At 54.3% G+C, this 258-nt stretch carries 1 tRNA gene; it reads right to left on the minus strand.

The features are described from left to right. Positions 1-18 precede the first annotated feature (18 nt). A tRNA-Glu gene (locus tag C7H85_RS19350) sits at positions 19-94 on the minus strand. Positions 95-258: the final 164 nt, after the last annotated feature.

Consider the following 258-nt stretch of genomic DNA (forward strand, 5'->3'; position numbering starts at 1 on the left):
TAAGGCTTGGCGCGTAAATGGCGTCCCCTAGGGGATTCGAACCCCTGTTACCGCCGTGAAAGGGCGGTGTCCTAGGCCTCTAGACGAAGGGGACAAAATTCACGGTTTGCGAAGCGCAGCTTCGCAGATTTTTGGTAAAGGCGAGTGGTGAGCTCCGCGAACCCAAGGGACAAGAATAAGGCTATCCCTGTACACGGCGTTGCTTGGCTCGGTGTGCAACAAGTTATAGGCGAACTTGCTACCACGCCTCTATCAAAA

Origin of the sequence: Zobellella endophytica (assembly GCF_003012775.1) — a bacterium.
GTDB classification, from domain to species: Bacteria; Pseudomonadota; Gammaproteobacteria; order Enterobacterales; family Aeromonadaceae; genus Oceanimonas; species Oceanimonas endophytica.